Genomic DNA, 16,207 nt, shown 5'->3' with positions numbered 1-16,207 from the left:
CCCCTGTTTCCTTCCACGCTCCACCAGGAGTGTCACCAGCATGCCCGTCCCCGGGATCACCTGGGACCCACATCCCCGGGAGCCGACGGTGCCGTGGACGCGGCGCTCGGTTGCAGCTGGATGGCGAGCTCGTCGAGTCGCAGGAGGCCGCGCAGGAAGTCCCGGTAGTCGGCCAGGCGGTCGATGAACCCTGGTGTGCGCAGGCCGACGGCGATGGCGAAGGCCTGGCTCGCGTTACTGAAGGCGCCGGCTTGCGAGTTGGACTGGCCCCAGGTGAGCCAGATGGGGTGGCGGAGCATGGTCTTGGCCGCCTCTGGGCTGACGGCCAGGGGAAGGGTGGGCTGGGCCAGGCCAGCCAGACTGCCGAGGGTCGCCATCATCTGGTAGGAGCTGGTCGTGGTCACGGTCTCGGCGGTGTGCAGCAGTTCGGTGTCCGCGCAGTCCTGAACAGCGGCGATCAGGCTGTGGGCGTCGTGGACGGGCGGGAGGTCGTCCCAGGGGTCCTCGCCGCGGCTGCGGGCCTCGATCTCGCTGCGGGCGAGGGAGCGCTGCATCTCCTCAACCGTGTCCTGAGGCCAGTTCCAGGCGGCGCCGAGGGCGTCGGCGATCTCGTCGAGGCCGACTTCGTCGCGGCCGGAGGAGAACAGGCGGAGAGCGAGTTCGAGGAGCGCGGGGCGATCTGTCGGCGGGAGTTCGGGGACATCGTCGACGTCGAGTCCGTGCTCGGCGACGAGGGCGCGCAGCTCGTTGTGCAGGCCGCCGTAGTGCCGTTGCGTGCGGGCGAGTTGAGCGGCGGCGTCGAGGCGGTCCTGGGCGCCGGCTTCGGGCCCGGCTCCGGTCTGGTGGGCGAGGTCGGTTAGCCCGGTGATGCAGGCGGCGCGTACGACGGCGGGGTTCTGGGCGCTCATGCCTTTGACGAGTTCGGTGAGGTCGGCGTTCTTGCGGCCCTGGCGGGAAGTGCGTCCCAGCAGCTCGGCGGTGGCGATGATCTCCGGGGTCAGGTGGGCGGCTCGGCCGCGGCCGCGGCCCAGGGAGCGGTACGGGTTGCGGGGCAGCAGGCCCTGGGCACGCCAGCGCTCGAGCTGGTACCCCGACACCTTCACCCCCCGCGCGGCCAGGAGCGCGATGAGCTCGGCGTCGGCGCCGGTCGGCAGGGTTCGGGGCACGCGACGAATACAACCCCGCGAAGTTCTCCGAGGCAAGGATACGGGCTTGAGATGTCATGGGCCGTGTTGATTCACAACGGATGGAGAGGTCCGCGTCGATGGTGTCTTCCCTGTTCACGGCTGACGCCCATGTGCCTGCCGTGATCCTGGTGCTGGTGTGTCTGACCCGCTGGGTCCGGCCGCTGGTCCTGCTCGCCGGTCTCCTCGCGGCCCTGCGCTCGGCCCGCGGACCGGTACGGGCGCGGATGTTCACGCACTTCGCCTCGTCTCTGGCTCGGCGCTCGCCGAGCCGCCGCGGCCCCGGTGGGGGCAGCGGCGGCGGGCCGGGGGCACCGTGAGCGGCGGGACGACGGCTCGACCGGTGTCAGGCCGGCGTCGTTTCAGGCCGGCTGGTCGACGGCCACGAGGTGCGCGGCGGTGCCGAGGGTGTCCTTCAGGTGGCTCAGGTCCGTGGCGGCCTGGTGTGCTGCGGTGGTCCGGTCGGTGGGGGCGTCGATGCGGAAGGACTCGACGCGGTCGTATGCGGTGCGCGGGGTGGCCAGCAGGCCCTGGCCGGCCGCCCACAGGGCTCCGTCGATGTCGCCGGCAGCCAGGCGGCGGTGGGTGAGGTCGTGCGCGGCGTCGATGATCGCCTTGGACATGTCGTGGGCCAGGCGGGCCGCCCAGGTGAACCCGCCGGGGCTGGTGCCGGCGAAGGGGCGGCCGCGCACGAGCTCGAGCGCCTGCTGCAGGGCGAACTCGGCTTCACCGTCGGGGGCGTTCTGGGCCGCCTGGAGGTGGGCTTGGAACTGGTTCCAGTCGCTGGTGACCGCTGGGGTGAATGCGTATCCGCCTTCGGAGCTGGCGTCGGGGAAGTACTCGGCGCCGATCCACTTCCGCAGGTGGCTCGTGGCCGCGTTGCGGGTGTTGCTGAAGATGTCCTTGCCCGGCCACAGGGCTCGGTCGAGGTCCTGGTAGCGGGAGCCGGGGTGGAGGTGGAGGTAGGCGGCGTACTCCGTCAGGCGCCGAACACGGTTGGAGCCGACCGGTCCTGTGGCGCCGACGAGTTCGACGGCGCCGAAGTAGCGGACAAGGGGCGCCGCGGCGTGCGACGGCGAGGTCGCCGTGCCCGGGGACGGGCTGGCGGGGCCGGGGGTGTGGGCCGCGGGGGTGCCGACGGGGCGGGTGGCGTCGAGGGTGGCCCTCAGCGTCTCCAGGGCCGTACGGGCCGTCTGACCGGCGCCGATCTCGCCGGCGGTGAGGCGGCTCAGTTGGATGCTGAGGTGCAACGCCTCGGGGGCGGGGGTCACGAGCATGGCGCGGCCGCCGGCCCATGCAGCGCCGGTGAGATCACCCGCGGCCAGGCAGCGCTGCATGAGCTGGAGTGCGGCGTCGACGATGAGGATGGTCATCGCGTGGGTGTGCGGTGCGGCCCACCCGTCCGGATCCTTGTGGGGCAGGTCGGTGCAGGGCGGTCCCTGGACCAGGTCGAGGGCCTGGCGCAGAGCCTGGTCTCCGTACGGGCCGGGGGCGTTCTGGGCGTTGCGGACGTGCTGCTGGAACTGGGCCCAGTCGCTCGTCACCGCGTCGGTGAAGGCATATCCGCCCTGGGGGCGCTCGGTGAAGCGGTCGTCGCCGATCCAACCGCGTAGCTGGGCGGCGAGGTGGTCGCGGGTGCGTGTGTTGATCGGGTGCTGTGGCCACAGGGCGCGGTTGAAGCGGCCCGTGTCACCTCCGGGGCACAGGTGGATGAAGGCGGCCGCTTCGACGACCCGGCGGAGGTCGGGGCCGTCGGGGTGGGGCCCGTCGGTGCCGAGGACCTCGGCCGGTCCGAGGAGACGGATGACCGGGCCTGCGGCGGCGAGGGTCTGGAGGGGGTCGTCGTCCTTGCGCAGTGCGGGGCGGTAGAGCCCGGGGCCGGGGGTTGCGGTCGACATCCGTTCCGGGGGTCGAAGGGGCTCCGTCTGGTGGGCGGGCGGCAGAGGGGCGACGAGGCCTTCGAGGACGCCGAGCGTGGTTCCCCACCCTTCCGCGAAGACCTGGTCGCTCGGGGGATAGGGGGTTGCGCTCCCAGCGGTGTCGGGCCGAAGCAGCTTCCAGACAAGGTCGTCGGGTGGGCAGAGCGCCGAGAGCACCACGAGGGCGGTGGCGCGCCACCGGGCGAGGTCGTACGGCGGGCTGTCGGCGGTGAGCGATTCGGCGCGGCTGATCAGCTGCCGGATCGCTGTGATCGTCTCGGCGGGGTGTGCCAGGCAGCCGCGGTGGAACGGCCATACCCGGTCGGCCCGGACAGGGTGGTGGGACACGTGTGCTCCATGGAGTCGGTGGTTGTCGCCTCCATAGGGGTGCCGAATCCCAGACGCGTGTGACATCTAGGGGTGATTTCGGCGGTGGACCGACGCGCCCGAGAAAGACGTCGGCCTCCGCCGCTCACTGCGGCGGAGGCCGAACTCCAGTAGCGGGGACAGGATTTGAACCTGCGACCTCTGGGTTATGAGCCCAGCGAGCTACCGAGCTGCTCCACCCCGCGTCGGTTGGCCCACCGTACAACATCTTCCGGGCCAGGCGCGGGCGCGATGAGGCCAGTCGATGCTTCGTGGCCGTCGTTAAGCACGCCCCCGAACGCCCGGAGCCGCAGCGCCTCGCGATGTCCGGACAGCGAGCGAGGGGTTCGCCGACGACATCCCCGCTTCAATCGCCGTTACAGCCCCGGCTCACTCTGTGGCAAGCCCGCGTCACTCGAAGGAGTTGGGCGCTCTTCCGCTGCTGAACGCGCAGCACCGGTCTCGCGTACTGTCACATGCCTGCCGCATAGCCGGGCGTAGCTGCTGGCCGAATCGGGGAGGGGACGGTGCCGAGGTGATAACGGATACCGACTGGAGCGGCCGCGGGCTGTGCAAGAGCGCCGACCCGGACGAACTGTTCGTTGAGGGAGCTGCGCAAAACCGGGCGAAGGCCGTGTGTACCGGCTGCCCCGTGCGCACCGAATGCCTGGCCTACGCCCTGGACCAGCGCATCGAGCACGGCATCTGGGGCGGAATGACCGAGCGCGAGCGACGGGCGCTCCTTCGCCGTCGGCCGACTGTTACGTCATGGCAGCGCCTGCTGGAAACAGCCCGCTTGGAGCACGAGCGCTTTGTCGGCGACCGTCCCGCTGACGCGGCCCGGGTGTTGTACGAGGCCTGCTGATCTCTTGTTACCGCTGGCCGTTGGTGGAGCCGCCGCTCACGTTGGAGGAAACGCCGCGGTGCCCGGGCCTTCGGCCGGCGCCTCGACCCGTACACGAAGGTGGCCGGTCAGTGCCGCCGAGTAGGTCGGTGTGTACGCCGAGATCTGTTCTCGTAGATCGGCCACATCGATGGCCAGACGCTCGGCCGTCTCGGGTAGCCGGACGCCTGGCAGCACTGCCGCCAGGCGGAGTGCGTCCTCATGTAGTGCGCACTCCAGCTGAGTCGCGTTCCGTAGGTGCGCCCGCGCCTGTGCCGCGGCGTCGCTGATGAGTGCGTGGATCTGCTCCGGCTCTGGTGCAGGTGCGGGAGGAGCCGTTGGTGCCGGGAGGTTTGGGACCGGTTCGTCGGTCAGGTCGGGGGTGTAGGTGGGCAGCAGTGGCGGTTCGGAGCACTCGCGATACCAGGCCCATGCGTGGTGGGCGGGGATGTGGACCTTTCCGCCGGGTGTCGTGCGGGTGGTGGTGACCGGCTGGTCCGTGCTGGTGGCGGGGCGGTGTTGCGGGGGGTGTTCGGGGAGTCCGCGCAGCGTGGCGAAGTCGGCTGGGCGGGTGGTCAGGCGTGCGGTGACGGCGTGGGTGAGGGCGGCGATGTGGCGGCACGGTGCGATTCCGCAGTCACAGCTGAAGGTGATCTCTTCGGGCGCGGGCTGGGTGGGTACGCCGCCGGTGTGAGCCGGATTTGTCAGGCATTCGGGGAGCTTGCCGGTGAGGATGGCCTGGTGGTGGCCGCAGGCGGGGGAGGCAGATTGCCAGGCCGTGGTCTGGTCGTCGGTGAGGACCGGCATGGTGATCGTCGGGTGTGCTGGTGTGGTGTGGTGCCGGTCGGTGGCGGTGGCGGTGACTCGGCCGGGTTCGAGGGTGAGGTGGGTGAGGCCGCCCGCAGACAGGTCGTTGTGGCCGGCGAGCCAGAGGGCTTCGTCGTTGAGGGAGGCCCGCAGGATGGTCTCCCAGGTGTGGGCCCATGCGTTCGGGGTCATCGCTGTGCTCCCAGGGCGATCAGGTCGATGATCTGGTCGTCGGTCAGTTCGGTGAGGGCGGAGTAGCCGTCGGCGAGCACGGCGTCGGCGAGGGCCCGTTTGTGCTTGAGGAGTTCGTCGACGCGGTCCTCCAGGGTGTTCTCCGTGATGAGCGGGTGCACGGTGACGGTGCGCTGCTGGCCCAGGCGATGGGCGCGGTCGATGGCCTGGTTCTCCTTGGCCGGATTCCAGGGGCGGTCGAAGAGCACGACGTGGTTGGCCTGGGTGAGGGTGAGGCCGGTGCCGCCGGCTTTGACGGTCATCACCATGAGCTGGCCGGAGCGGGCCTGGAAGGTGTCGATGATGCGCTGGCGTTCGCGTACGGAGGGGATGTCGCCGCTGTAGTAGAGCGGGTCGTGGCCGTGGCTGCGCAGGTGCAGTAGGAGGAGCTTGGCCATGGTTCGGTACCGGGTGAAGATCAGGGCGGATTCGCCGGGGGCCGTCAAGACGGGCAGTAGGTCGTCGAGCGCGCCGATCTTGCCGGAACGGGATGCCGCCTGCTCGGGGTCGTAGTCGTCGTCCAGGGGGTCTTTGCGGTACTGGGCGGGTGAGTTGCAGATCTGCTGCAGTTTGTTGAACAACTCCAGCAACAGGCCTTTGCGGTGTACTCCTTGGGCGTCGCGGATCTCCTGGAACGTGTCGTCTGCTGTCTGTTGGTAGAGCTGGATCTGTTCGGTGCTGAGGCTGACGATGCGTGGCCGGATGTCCTTGGGCGGCAGTTCGGTCAGGATGCCCGGGTCGCTCTTGCGGCGGCGCAGCATGAACGCGCTCATGAGGCCGGACAACCGGGTGGTTCGCTCGGTGTCGGCGATGTTGTCCTCGATGGGGCGGGCGAACTGGTCGCGGAAGACGCGCTGTGTTCCGAACAGGCCGGGGTTGAGCCAGTCCATGAGGGCCCACGCCTCGGTGAGGTTGTTCTCCACCGGGGTGCCGGTCAGGGCCACCCGGACGGTGGTCTTGATGCGGCGCAGGGCGTGGGCGGTGGCGGTGCGGTGGTTTTTGACCATCTGGGCTTCGTCGGCGACGACCAGGTCGAAGGCCAGCAGAGCCAGCAGGTCGACGTCGCGGCGGAGCGTCTCATAGCTCGTAATGACGATCGTACGAGAGGTGGCGTCTTCGAGGGTGCGGTCGGCTCCCAGGTAGCGCAGGGTCGGCACGGTCGGGGCGAACCGGTGGACTTCCCGCTCCCAGGTGATGACGACGGAGGCCGGGCAGACGATCAGGGTCGGTCCGGTGGCGCCGGACGTGGATTCCCGCCGGTGCAGGTGCAGCGCCAGAGCGGTCAGGGTTTTACCCAGGCCCATGTCGTCGGCGAGCATCGCGCCGAAGCCCGCGCTGGTGGTGTTCGCCAGCCAGGCCAGGCCCAGATGCTGGTAGTCGCGCATGGTTGCCTGCAAGGCTTCTGGCGCGGGGACGGGGGTCGTGCGGGAGCCGGTGCGCAGGAAGGCAACGAGGTCGGCGAGAGCGGCCGTCGGCTCGCAGGGCATGGCCTGTCCGTCGACGTCGATGTGCCCAATCAGGGAGGCTCGTAGGGCTTGTTCCGGGGAGATCGGGCCGATGCGGCGGTCGGCGGCTCGGCGGGCGGTGTCTTCGTCGACCAACACCCATTGGTCCCGGACCTTGGTCAGCGGCCGCGGTGCCTGGGCGAGGTCGTCCATCTCCTGGTCGGAGAGGTCGGCGTCGCCGAGCGACATCTGCCACCGGCCGTCCAGTACGTCGTCGAGGGAGAACCGCGGCCGGGGTACGGCGGCGGGCGCGTCGGGCCGTCCCCCGACTACTGCGCGGGTGCGCAGCAGGTCGGTCCACTGCTGGTGCCAGTGCACGCTCAGGCCGGCCCGCTCCAGTTGATCCCGTGTGGCGCCCAGGAGCAGGATGGCCTCGCCGGCGAGCAGTGTGAACCGGTCGGGTACCGGGCACTCGAGGAGTCGTCTGGCCGGCTCCCATACCTCGGCGATACGCCGCAGCCGTCGGCGGATGTGTCCCACCAGTGCGTCGTCGCCGGCCACCTGCGTAACCCGACGGAAGAGTTGCTGTTCACGGCTCTCCGCGGTGGGCTGGGCGACCAGCAGTTCGGCCCACAGCAGTTCCGTGTCGTTGGGGCTGCCCTTCTTCGGGGCCTGTACGGACAGCTTCAGGTCCACGGCCGGTGCCTCGGCGCGATTGTCTTCGGCGCGATCGGCCCACTGGTGCAGTGCGCTGCTGCGCTGCTGCTGCGGGATGGGGGCCGTGAACGGGGTGTGTCCCAGGACCGCTGAGGTACCGGGGCCGCGCAGCATCGCCTCGGCGACCGCGTCGAGCCCGGCGCGGATCGCGACGCGCGGCGCCCACAGGAGGTAGGGCCGGGTGTCGGTGGCTGCCCCGCAGTGCGCGGGAGGCACCATGGCCTGGCGCAGTTGCCGTGCGCGCTGGCGCTCGTGTTCGTTGAGCGGGCCCAAGCGCCACACGTCGGCGCCGTTGCTGTCCAGAGTCGGGTACACCCGGCCGTCGGCCACCACGGCCAGCCCCAGCTGGATCACCTGATGCCACAGCTGGACGGACGGGGCGATCTTGTCGTCGTCGGATGTCCGGGCCATGGCGTTGGCCAGCAGCCGCATGGGCACCTGCCAGCATTCCACCGGACGAGGGCCGACCGCGAGGCCCTGGCCAGGCAGGACGAGGTCGGCCGTGCAGCATCTGATCGGCTTGTGGCAGGTGGCCTGCAACGGGATGCCGTCGGCCCGGTAGAGCAGGAAGCGGCCGGCGCCGTCCTGCAGATCGATGGTGATCTCCGTGTCCTGCTGCAGCAGTTCGACGAGTGTGTCCTCGGCGGCTGCCGCCTCATCGCGGTCCGCGAGGGGACCGGCCGGATTGCGGTGGGCGCCGACGGCTCCCGTGCTGGTGGCCGCCGCGGCCGCCGGATCAGGAGCGGTGGGAGCCTTCTGATCGTGGCTTCGCCCCTCCACCGGAGTGGCCAGCAGTTCGATCATGGACTCTGCGGCTTGACGTTGCGCTTCGCGCTTGTTGGGCCCATGGCCGAGGGTCTCCAGCCACTCGGCGTGCACCTTGCAGGTGATCCGTGCGACGAATCCGGCGGAGTCCTCCTCGGGGTCCTCAATGCGCAACTTGCTGATCTTGCCGGTCTGTTTGAGCTCGTTCAGGAGCATCAGCGGGTTCTTGCCGCCGAGCTCCGGCACCGGGATGCGGCCCAGGCGCAGACCGCGGCCTGCCTTCATGGCGCGCTGGACGCTACTCAGCAGTTGACGAGCGGCCGACAACCGCGTGCTGGAACGGCCAAGTCCCCGCACTGTGACGGTGAGCAGCTCACCGCGGTGTACGCAGGCAGCGACGCACACGAACAACGGCTCCAGCCCCGTGATGCCGGGCGCCCCTATGAAGACGATCTCGCTGATCGCACCGGCTTCGGCCAGTACTTTCAACTGCTCCTGCGGATCCGTCTCCGACGCGGGGCTGTTGCCCGGCGTCGCAGGACGTGGCCCCTCACCCTGGACCGGAGGCGGCGCTTGCACCGGCAGGCCGGCCAGCTGGGCCAGCAGCCGGGTTGCGGCTGCTCCGCGTGCCTGCCGCTTGGTGTTGCGCCATGGACCGAGCTCGCTGACCTGCTCTCCGTCGATAACGCAGGTAGCGCGCACACGGAAAAGCGGCGGCTCACTCTTGCGTACCTCCTCCGTATAGGAAGGCGTCGGCCCGTGAAGCAGTGACTGATGCAGGGTCAGCACGGCCACAGCGACGCCGGGATCACAAGCCGCCGCCAGGGCCGCCTCGCGAGCGGGCTGCCATGCCGCGGCCCGGGCGGTGAACAGAACGGCGTGCAGGTCACGCGGGATCAGCTCTCCCGCATTGATCCGCAACACGATCTCGGCCACTTCCGCCGGCGCGATCTGGGGGCGGTCCAGAGCCTGTTGAAGGCGGGTCGGGAAGGACACATCGCGGGCCTGGGCCGGTGGCGAAGCCGACGAGAAGCGGCCGGCCGGCACCCAACCGGTAATGGTGCTGTCCTGCTCGATCGGCTCGGCACCGCAGAGGTGACCGAGCAGGCTCACGGCCGCGCACTGATGGGCAACCTTGCGACTGGGGCGCGTCACCACGGCGCCATGGGCGCTCGAGCCAGGCTGCCGCCACCCGGCTTGAGCGCTGAACAGCTTCGGGTTCGCGCTAGGCACCTCACGGATCACGAAGGCCGACGGAGCGCCGATGTCCTGGCAGTGCGTATGGAGCACAGAGGTGGCCAGCTCAGGGCGTGCCGAGACAATCGCCCACGCCCCGGAGACAGCCGCCTGGGCGGAGGGGAGCGATGAGGCCCGCATCAGCAGCAGACGCAGATCCCTGATGCCGAGGCGTCCAGACCCCCCGCGTGCGGCGGCCTCGGCGGCGACCTCGGGAGGCAAGTACCGGTTTGCCCACGCTGCCTCCAATAGCCGGGAGAAGACCTGCGGATCCACCGACTCGAGAGCAACACGGGAACCGGACGCCGGGTGTGGCACACGGACGGTGGAATTGGGTGGTACAGGGGCCATCTCAACCTTCACGGAGGAACACGGAGAAATAAGGCGATGGTTAGCAAACCATCCCTGTCGTGCGCAGCGTCTGGCGGACAACGCCTGCCACGGTCTGGGACAGGACGCCGTTGACCAGCGCGCTCCTGTGCACGGCGGTCAGCCAGGAGAACCAGAACGCGGCCACGGTGACCACCTCGTTCGGGGGCAGGACCGGGACCGTGCGGTTCACCTGTCAGGAGGACGGGCGCACGCCTGTCCTCTCGCCTGCCCCTGCTCTGGCAGACGTCAGTGCGCGTGGGAGGAAGTGGACGCCGCGGAGCCGCTCACAGGCTCAACCACTCGATCGTGGCGGACAGCTCCTGATGCTCCTGCGAGCCCTGGATGGCGTTGACGCGCTTTTTGTGGAACGCGACAGCTCGGCCGTTCCCATTCCTGCAGCCCGCGCCCGAGGCGGCACCGCAGAAGCTGCAATCCAGTGTCAACGGCAACTGTTCGAGCCGGCTCCTGAAGCCCGCGAGTCTCCCATACCGGTGGTCGCGGCACGCGAAGACTCCCTGGGGGGTCGTACAGGTACCGCCGTCGTCCACGGGGTAGCCGCACAGTTCGCTGTCGCGGGGATCGTGATGTGCGCACCGGTCGCTTCCCGCACGTCGGTTGAACGGGCAGCGCAGCCCGCCGGAGTAGCGCACCCAGCGGGAGTCCTCAAGTTCCTCGTCCAGAGTCACGACGCACCGGTCCGGAAAGGGATCCGGGACGTCGGCGGGCAGCGGCCATTGGTGCTCGACGCAGCGCTCGTTCGGTGCGCCGACAAACGCCCCGCAGTGGCCCCAGGCCGGATAGTTGGAGTGCCGCGCCGTGCGCGACGATGCCCAGAGGCACACGGGCCGGAGAACGGCCCCGAACTTCTCCTGTAGCTGACGGGCCTCAGGACTGGGCACGTACTGCAGGAGCCGGAAGGCTTCCTCGATCTCTTGAGCGGAGATCTCGACGCGCCGAGCGGCACCATTGCGCCTGCGTGCAATCACACGTGCCGGCTGGGGCGGAGTGGGGATGGTCCTCGACATGGAGGCGATTTGTACCGCAACGCGGCGATGCCGACACGATGTACACGCCGACACCGCCCACGCTGCAAAGAATCAGCGCCGAAGCGCTGCACGCGCATCGTAGCCACAACTCGACTGAAAGCAGTGGAAGGCGGGCGTGTCATACCGGCAGACGGACTGCCTTAGCATGTCCGGCTCTGCTGACCGCCGTGTTGTGAAAGGCCCGTGTTGATCACGGAATACTGCCCGTTCCACCAGGTCGAGGACGCCTGCGGGCCCATGGCCCGGCTGCTGGAACAGGCCGGCCTGCTCGCCCTGACGCCGAATGCTCCGGCCCATCCCGGCCAGGAGGCGCCCGCCGCTGACGACTCCGCCTTCGGCATCCCGACGGCGGAGGTCTCGTTGCGGCGGATTGTTCTGCGGATCAACACCTGGGGCCGGACCACCCTCGACCCCACCATTCCCCGTCTGGACGTGGCTCCGGGCGACGTGCGCTCGGTCCGCTACGCGCTGCAGGCCCTGTACGAGACCGTCCAGGAGAAGGCCGGGGTCGACCGGCAGTGGTGGCGGGTGAAGGACCGGCTGGCTCAGGCGCGTGCCATCCTCGCCCGCGATGCAATGGCCGATGCCGAGGACGCCCGGCTGTCCGCGTATCTGGCGGCCCTGCACGTCGACCGCGCCTACACCGTCTGGGAGACGGAGATCAAGACGGTACTCGGCTCCTGACCCCGGCCGGCGCTTCTGCCGCTGTGAGTCCTCGCCAGCGGCGTGGGGGGGTGAGAACGAGGCCGATGTGCCGGCAGGGGCAGTGTGTGCGTCTGAAGTGCTGGGCTGGCCGCAGGCGGTGCGTCGGCCTCATGCCTTCGGCCACCCGCCGAAGCGGCGTCGCTCCCGACGCCCCGTTTCACGACGCCGGGGTAGTCGGGCGGGTGCGAGCGCCTACCGGTCGCCGTCCTCCTCGTCCTCCGAGATGAGGAAGCCCCGCATCGGCGTGGGCGCCTCTGACAGCGCCTCGCCCACGGTGGGCGGCAGGGCCGATGAGGTCGGCTCGGGCATCGGGATGTCGGGCAGGCGTTTGACCAGCACCCCTTGGTCCGCGAGTACGTCGGTCTTCATGTTGCCGTGTGCACGCAGGACCGCGGCGATCGCGTCGTGCATGTGGCTGCGGCCGTCGCGGTGGAGGAGGGCCGCCGGGCCCTGGATGATGGCCTCGCGCTGTTCGGTAGCGGCCGTCTCACGCAGAGTGCGGGAGGTGAACCACTCTACGAACACCGCGCCGTCTTCCGCGTCGGTGACGATGACGCCGTGGGCACGGTCACGCTCGGCGGTATCCGATCCGGGCAGACCGATGCTGGCCAGAACCCGCCGTACCTCCTCGGCCAGCGGCTTGGGGCGCGGGGGCTTGCGGCGCAGGGGTGCAGTCTCATCGGTCATGCGCGAGGACCCTACCTCCCTCCGCTGACAGCGCAAGCCGGACAAGCTGGCGCGAAGGGCACCCAGGGCAGAAATGGACTGGTCAGGCAGCAGACCGGGGGCAGCTGGGAGCCGCTGCAGGGGTCGCCGGGGACCAGATCGACACGGCAGGTGGCCCGGGGCGCGTGTACCGGCGCTTGGCGTCCGGATCCCACCGGCCCCGGCGGCCTCGCCTTCGCCTGGGCCTGGGCCTCTCCAGGGGACATCCAGCCAGATGCGCTCGACCGCCACTCTCCCCTCCCCCGTCCTTCGGGGAGGCGATACTCGGGCTGCCCTTCTGCGCAGGACGACGCCATCGGCCGGCCGCGGACGTCACCGGACGATCACTGCGCTCCTGGCGCGTCCTGTCCGGGTCTGATGGCACGCTGACGGGGAAGGGTGGTGCAGCAATGCTGGAGCTGGTCGAGCCGAGGGTGCTGGTGTGCGGAAGCCGCCGCTGGCCGTGGCCACAAACGGTCGAAGCCGTCCTCGACCGGTTCACCAACCGCTACGGCCAGGACCTGGTCGTCATTGAAGGGGCCGCGACCGGCGCGGACCGGGCCGCCCACGAGTGGTGTCGCCACAACGGCCTCGGCAGAGACCGGCACCGTTGCTATCCGGTGGACTGGGCGGCCGAGAAGGAGGCTCGCCCCGACCGGTGGCGGATGGCCGGCCCTGAGCGCAACACACGGATGCTGCTGAACGAGCGCCCCCGGCTCGTCGTCGCTTTTCACGACCACTTTGCCCCGGCGAGCGGAGGCACCTCGGATATGGCGCTGCGTGCGGTGCTCAGCGAGGTGCCGGTATGGCTGGTCCCGAGCGAGAACGTCATGGTCGGGACTTGGCTGCGGCCCGGGATATTCCCGGCCGACCGGATCCGCAGGGTCACCGCCGAACTGCGGGCGGTAGAAGGGCGACAGCACGAGGCCTGCTGATCCTTGTTTCGACTCCCACTTCGGGGGGCCGCGGCCTGTTCGTTCCCCGCGGTCCATGGCCCACAGCCAGCGCCTCACACCCAGGCTCGCTGGTCCGACGGCGGCTACGACCTCACTGCGCCAACTGGGTGACTTCTGTTCCATCGAACGGGTGGCGACGTTCATTGGGGCCCGGGCAGCAGGTGCAGGGTGTGGGCGAAGAGCCCGCGGAGAGAGACGGACCCAAGCGATGACCCTGTTCGGAGTCGAGGAAGTTCTGCCGTGCGGCAACGAGGCGGAACTGGCTGGCACCGAACTGCGACATCACGTGGCCAAGGCCGTCGACGCGCTGTCGGCGACCGTCGGCGAGGATCCACAGGTCCTGCGGCGCCGTCTGCTCAAGCTGGTGAACCTGCCCTGGCTGTCCGACGCCGACGACCACGACTTGCGGGAAGTACTCCGGGAGCTCCGTGTGTGTGAGCAGGAAGGCGGAGGCGCCTACCGTGCACGCCTACGACGCGTCACCAGGGTGGACCGGCCAGCAGGCATCGCCCGGCTTCCCCGGCCTCGCTTGGTCAAGCCGGCCAGCACGGCGGGCACCTGCGGACTTTGCGGCGACGGATACAACGTCGGTGAACTGATCGGCCGACCGCCGTCCCCGGAGGAACTCCCCTACATCCCGATGGGCTGGCTGTGCTGGCACTGCCTCGTGCAGCGGCGCCATCAGCCGCGCCGTCGCGATGTACTGCTGCGGGTCTTCCACGCTCTGTTCGCCGGCGACGGGGTCGGACTGAACGGGATCGAGTGCGGCGTGCTGCTGGAGTGGCTGACCGAGGATCCGGCTCTCGCGAACAGCAAGCCGTGGGCGGCCGATCCGCTGGAGAACACCCTGGTGCGGCTACGGGCTGGCGATATGGACGGAAAGCCGACTACCTGGCTCAGCGCGCAGACCGCACACACCATCGTCGCGGTGCTGCAGGAGGCTGTCGCCTCGCCCACCACAACGGTGCAGGACGGCGAGATGCTCTCCGCCCTGGTCCAGCACCTGGCCGAATGGGCGACCAACCCCGCGAACGTGCGGTCCTCGCGGTATGGAACGGGCTGGCGCTTCCGCCAGCAGGTCCTCGCGCTCACCGAATACCCCACCGTGCTGTCCCAGCGTGGCGGTCCGTTCTTCCTCTACCAGTGCAAGACGACGAAGACGGGGCAGCTCGTCGAGCCCGCGTAGCCCTCAATCGATTCGCTGATCAGTCGGTCGCGCTTCATGTCTCTTGAGGGGGACGCAAGGGAAGAAGGTCGGGATCACTGACGTCCAGGTCGGCCATCCTGACGTTCCTCGCGCAACCGAGCATCCGTAGCCGCAGCCGGCCGAGCCCTGCGGTCGACTCACGTGCATGGGCCAAAAGCGGTAACTGGTCCACATCGCCGAGTCGTCGTTGCTGCAGTCGGCGTTCTCCGGGCATGGAGCTTGGTGTCGAAGAGGCCACCGTGACCATCAAGGTCATGTCCGTCAACGGCAAGCGGATGCCGAAGTCGATCTACAGCCAGTTGCCCCGTCGGAGCATGCTCGCCGAGGACGACTGCTCGGTGCAGGGCAGGGCGTGGGGCATCGTCCTGGAGCAGAAATGCTGCCACAGCGGATATGGGAACGGGCACTGGCACGTATTGCACGAGACGGACGGCAAGTTGGCCGTCTGGAATGCCCCCAAGCGGGTCCAGGACGCCGACTTCAACCTGCGTCCCGGTGCATCGTATGAACCGCGGTCCCGCGCGGGCAGGCACTTCCTGGACGCGTGCGGACTCGAAACACACCTGGGGTGCAACGACTTCTTCCAGGGCAAGGTGTTCGACCTCATCCGGGACGGAGAGGTCGTGACCACCATCGAGGAAACGAAGGTGATCCTGCCCTGTTCCGAAGAACTCCAGAACCTCCGCGAGGCCCGGAAGAACCGGGCCTGGATGGCCGGCGGCCGCTCTTCGGCATATCCGACGGTCGCTTCCCAGCGGTACGACGCCAAGGTTGAGGAGGCCGAGATCAAGCTGCGAGCTCTCTACGAGCAGCGAGGCAAAGAGGCCCGTGAGCTGTACGCGGACCTGGTCGCGGATGTCCGCCTGATCAAACAGGCCCGGGTCAACTACGCGGCAGCCCTGGACATGGTCGGGCAGCTTCCCCAGCTCTTCCTGGGTGCCTGAACACCCCGTCTTCCACAGCACCCAGCACGCCAGGAGGAATACGGCATGCCTGTCTACCGAGCCCGCACCATGCCCGTGGTGACCGTTCACCGCGACACGCTCCTCAACAGCAAACTGAGCAGCATCAGCCGGCTTCTGTATGCCGTCCTGCTGGCATCGGTCGACGACGATGACGTGACCATGAAAGACGTCGCCGCCCTCGTCGGCGTTCAGGACATCGGCGAGTTGCGCCCATACCTGGATGAGCTCATCGAGGCCGGAGTGGTGGAGTACGCCGATCATCACGGTCAGGAACGGGTCGTGACCGTGCACCAGCTGCCGCTGCTGCCCGAGCAGCGCAGCCACGTCTGCGTTCCGTGCGAGGAGTGCGGCGACTGCTCCTGTGGGTACCTCAAGGGCCTGTGCCGTACGTGTGACGGCATTTGCCGTGTCGAAGCCAGCGCCGAGCAGGACATCGCGCGGTGGAAGCAGCAGCTGGAGGGCGGCGCCACTTACGCGATTGGCCAGCACGCGGCGCGGCTGCACCGCTGGGACTGCCCCACGCTCAACTCACCAGAGAAAAGCATGGCGCAACTGGCGGCCGCGCGGCCGCACGCCCGCAACGGCGGGTTCTACTGGCCGCGTCTGCCCTACCTGTTCACGGCCGAGGAACTGCGGCAGAAGAACAGCAAGAAGCGGCGCTGCGCGATCTGCGGCCCCGATCCCCTGTAGAGCGATCA

General features: G+C 69.3%; 14 protein-coding genes and 1 tRNA gene. 7 read left to right on the top strand and 8 right to left on the bottom strand.

Annotated features, from left to right (window positions below; all coding sequences use genetic code 11):
• Positions 1 to 56 precede the first annotated feature (56 nt).
• Positions 57 to 1,166, bottom strand: coding sequence for a hypothetical protein (locus tag AQJ46_RS42285; protein ID WP_059210663.1), 1,110 nt, complete (start codon positions 1,164 to 1,166; stop codon positions 57 to 59).
• A 98-nt stretch (positions 1,167 to 1,264) separates the two neighbouring features.
• Between AQJ46_RS42285 and AQJ46_RS42280 the strand changes: the two genes are divergently transcribed.
• Positions 1,265 to 1,504, top strand: coding sequence for a hypothetical protein (locus tag AQJ46_RS42280; protein ID WP_059210662.1), 240 nt, complete (start codon positions 1,265 to 1,267; stop codon positions 1,502 to 1,504).
• A gap of 42 nt (positions 1,505 to 1,546) precedes the next feature.
• On the opposite strand, the gene AQJ46_RS54710 is transcribed toward AQJ46_RS42280, so the two are convergent.
• A complete protein-coding gene (locus AQJ46_RS54710; RefSeq protein ID WP_059210661.1) occupies positions 1,547 to 3,451 on the bottom strand; it encodes a bacterial transcriptional activator domain-containing protein in 1,905 nt (634 codons plus the stop codon).
• A gap of 150 nt (positions 3,452 to 3,601) precedes the next feature.
• A tRNA-Met gene (locus AQJ46_RS42270) sits at positions 3,602 to 3,675 on the bottom strand.
• 281 nt (positions 3,676 to 3,956) lie between these two features.
• Here AQJ46_RS42270 and AQJ46_RS42265 point away from each other — a divergent pair.
• The gene (locus AQJ46_RS42265; protein WP_079072680.1) at positions 3,957 to 4,334 is read left to right on the top strand and encodes a WhiB family transcriptional regulator; all 378 of its coding nucleotides are present in this window, start codon (positions 3,957 to 3,959) and stop codon (positions 4,332 to 4,334) included.
• Positions 4,335 to 4,370: 36 nt separating this feature from the next.
• On the opposite strand, the gene AQJ46_RS55695 is transcribed toward AQJ46_RS42265, so the two are convergent.
• The 4 genes from AQJ46_RS55695 to AQJ46_RS42250 form a co-directional block, all read right to left on the bottom strand.
• Positions 4,371 to 5,351, bottom strand: coding sequence for a hypothetical protein (locus tag AQJ46_RS55695; protein ID WP_059210659.1), 981 nt, complete (start codon positions 5,349 to 5,351; stop codon positions 4,371 to 4,373).
• The gene (locus AQJ46_RS42255) at positions 5,348 to 9,430 is read right to left on the bottom strand and encodes an SNF2-related protein (protein WP_059210658.1); all 4,083 of its coding nucleotides are present in this window, start codon (positions 9,428 to 9,430) and stop codon (positions 5,348 to 5,350) included. The genes AQJ46_RS55695 and AQJ46_RS42255 overlap by 4 nt, the downstream gene beginning before the upstream one ends.
• Before the next feature lie 514 nt (positions 9,431 to 9,944).
• Positions 9,945 to 10,115 (bottom strand): hypothetical protein, encoded by a 171-nt coding sequence (locus tag AQJ46_RS55690; RefSeq protein ID WP_159064142.1) that lies wholly within the window; start codon positions 10,113 to 10,115, stop codon positions 9,945 to 9,947.
• A 94-nt stretch (positions 10,116 to 10,209) separates the two neighbouring features.
• Positions 10,210 to 10,911 carry a zinc finger domain-containing protein gene (locus AQJ46_RS42250; protein ID WP_059210657.1) on the bottom strand — a complete coding sequence of 234 codons (702 nt, stop codon included), beginning with the start codon at positions 10,909 to 10,911 and terminating at the stop codon, positions 10,210 to 10,212.
• 243 nt (positions 10,912 to 11,154) lie between these two features.
• Here AQJ46_RS42250 and AQJ46_RS42245 point away from each other — a divergent pair, with 243 nt between their 5' ends.
• Positions 11,155 to 11,655 (top strand): hypothetical protein, encoded by a 501-nt coding sequence (locus tag AQJ46_RS42245; protein ID WP_059210656.1) that lies wholly within the window; start codon positions 11,155 to 11,157, stop codon positions 11,653 to 11,655.
• A 213-nt stretch (positions 11,656 to 11,868) separates the two neighbouring features.
• Here AQJ46_RS42245 and AQJ46_RS42240 read toward each other — a convergent pair whose 3' ends face one another.
• Positions 11,869 to 12,363, bottom strand: coding sequence for a hypothetical protein (locus AQJ46_RS42240; RefSeq protein ID WP_059210655.1), 495 nt, complete (start codon positions 12,361 to 12,363; stop codon positions 11,869 to 11,871).
• Between the two features lie 428 nt (positions 12,364 to 12,791).
• Between AQJ46_RS42240 and AQJ46_RS42235 the strand changes: the two genes are divergently transcribed.
• The 4 genes from AQJ46_RS42235 to AQJ46_RS42220 all read left to right on the top strand — a co-directional run bounded on the left by AQJ46_RS42235 (position 12,792) and on the right by AQJ46_RS42220 (position 16,199).
• A complete protein-coding gene (locus AQJ46_RS42235; RefSeq protein WP_059210654.1) occupies positions 12,792 to 13,316 on the top strand; it encodes an SLOG family protein in 525 nt (174 codons plus the stop codon).
• Positions 13,317 to 13,545: 229 nt separating this feature from the next.
• Entirely contained in the window at positions 13,546 to 14,523 is a 978-nt protein-coding gene (locus tag AQJ46_RS42230) for a hypothetical protein (protein WP_059210653.1), read from the top strand.
• 260 nt (positions 14,524 to 14,783) lie between these two features.
• Positions 14,784 to 15,488, top strand: a complete 705-nt coding sequence (locus AQJ46_RS42225; protein ID WP_225887538.1) for a hypothetical protein — start codon at positions 14,784 to 14,786, stop codon at positions 15,486 to 15,488.
• A gap of 78 nt (positions 15,489 to 15,566) precedes the next feature.
• Positions 15,567 to 16,199: a hypothetical protein gene (locus AQJ46_RS42220; RefSeq protein ID WP_159064140.1), complete on the top strand. Its 633-nt coding sequence runs from the start codon at positions 15,567 to 15,569 to the stop codon at positions 16,197 to 16,199.
• The last annotated feature ends 8 nt before the right edge of the window (positions 16,200 to 16,207 follow it).

The sequence above is a fragment of the Streptomyces canus genome (genome assembly GCF_001514145.1).
Lineage (GTDB): Bacteria > Actinomycetota > Actinomycetes > Streptomycetales > Streptomycetaceae > Streptomyces > Streptomyces canus.
The sequence above is the reverse complement of the archived record's forward strand: the minus strand, read 5'-3'. Positions and strand labels throughout refer to the sequence as shown.